Genomic DNA, 1,967 nt, shown 5'->3' on the forward strand with positions numbered 1-1,967 from the left:
GACGACGACACGGCCGTCCTCCGCCCCCGCCCGCTGCCAGGCCAGGGCGCGCCAGGCGAGCCGCGCATCGACCCCGACTCCTGGGGGGCCGCCCGTGAGGCCGCCTCCGCGGTGGCCGGCCGGCAGCGCGGTGAAGCTGAGATACCCCGTACGGGCGGTACGGGCAGTGCCGCCGGTACGGGCGGCGCCGGCCCGGAAACGGCTCCCGACAGCCCCGACCCCGGCCCCGCCCCTGACCCGAGACCCGCCTCCCGCAAACGCCGCGCCGTGATGCTCCTCACGGGCGTCGCCGGCGGGCTGGCGGTCATCGTGCTGGCCGCCGTGGTTTTCGGCCTGCCCGGCGGCGGCGACAAGACCGCCGCCTCGCCGTCACCGTCGCCGACCAGCGCTGCCGCCGACCTGCCCGCGGGCGTGAAGTGCCAGGGCAAGGACTGCACGGGCAAGGACCCGGAGAAGATGGGCTGCGGCGGCCAGCACGTCAAGACCGCCGCCTCGGCCTCGATCGGCGAGAGCGTGGTCGAGGTGCGCTACAGCAAGCTCTGCCGGGCCGCGTGGGGCCGTATAACCGGAGCGGCACAGGGCGACGGCCTGAAGATCAGCGCGGCGGGAGAGTCGGCGAGCGACGAGGTCGACACGACGAACGACGCCTACACGGAGATGGTCGGGGTCACCACCTCCACCGAGGCCCGTGCCTGCGCCACTCTGGTGACGGGCACCACGGGCTGTACGGACGCGGCGGACGCGGACCCCACCGAATCCGCCGCCGCGCCGACCGCCACGGGCAGCCCTTGACCACGCCCATGACCACACCGCATGCCGGCCGCCTCGACCAGCCCCCGAGCATCAACATCCGGCCATCCGGCGGCACTTGGCAACTCGAATGAATGCGCATGCATGGCGCGCGTGATCCCGGGAAGGCGTCGGTACGACAACCCCCCACGGGCTGGCACCGTTCGGTTGGCCGCCCGCGCGGTACCCCTCCTCGCGCGGGCGGCTGCCGACGCGTACGACACGTCGGATAGCCTGGCGACGGGTCTCTTGATGTAGAGAGACTCCCGAACAGGGCAGGGCGCGTTCCCTCCGGCTTCACCTGGGGACGGCCCATCGCCACCGCCAGGTACTACGGAGACCGCCATGACCCGCACCCCTGTCAATGTCACCGTCACCGGAGCGGCCGGCCAGATCGGCTACGCGCTGCTCTTCCGTATCGCCTCCGGCCAGCTGCTCGGCGCGGACGTGCCGGTCAAGCTCCGGCTGCTGGAGATCACGCCGGCCCTGAAGGCGGCCGAGGGCACCGCGATGGAGCTCGACGACTGCGCCTTCCCGCTGCTGCACGGCATCGACATCACCGACGACCCGAACGTCGCCTTCGACGGCACGAACGTCGGCCTGCTCGTCGGCGCCCGCCCCCGCACCAAGGGCATGGAGCGCGGCGACCTGCTCGAGGCCAACGGCGGCATCTTCAAGCCGCAGGGCAAGGCCATCAACGACCACGCGGCGGACGACGTCAAGATCCTCGTCGTCGGCAACCCCGCGAACACGAACGCGCTCATCGCCCAGGCCTCGGCCCCGGACGTGCCGGCCGGGCGCTTCACGGCGATGACCCGCCTCGACCACAACCGCGCGCTGACCCAGCTCGCCAAGAAGACCGGCTCGCAGGTCTCCGACATCAAGAAGCTGACGATCTGGGGCAACCACTCGGCCACCCAGTACCCGGACATCTTCCACGCCGAGGTCGGCGGCAAGAACGCGGCCGAGACGGTGAACGACGAGAAGTGGCTGGCCGAGGACTTCATCCCGACCGTCGCCAAGCGCGGCGCCGCCATCATCGAGGCCCGCGGCGCCTCCTCCGCGGCCTCCGCCGCCAACGCCGCCGTCGACCACGTCCACACCTGGGTCAACGGCACCCCGGCCGGCGACTGGACCTCGATGGGCATCCCCTCGGACGGCTCCTACGGCGTCCCGGA

At 72.4% G+C, this 1,967-nt stretch carries 2 protein-coding genes; both read left to right on the plus strand.

The annotated features are described in order from the left end of the window. Positions 1-792 (plus strand): DUF2690 domain-containing protein (locus ACRDP3_RS07170; RefSeq protein WP_431515990.1); only part of this gene is annotated, 792 nt, incomplete at its 5' end. Positions 793-1,134: 342 nt separating this feature from the next. After that, a partial coding sequence (locus ACRDP3_RS07175) for a malate dehydrogenase (RefSeq protein WP_431515991.1) occupies positions 1,135-1,967 on the plus strand: 833 nt, incomplete at its 3' end.

Source organism: Streptomyces sp. (assembly GCF_050698815.1).
GTDB lineage: Bacteria > Actinomycetota > Actinomycetes > Streptomycetales > Streptomycetaceae > Streptomyces.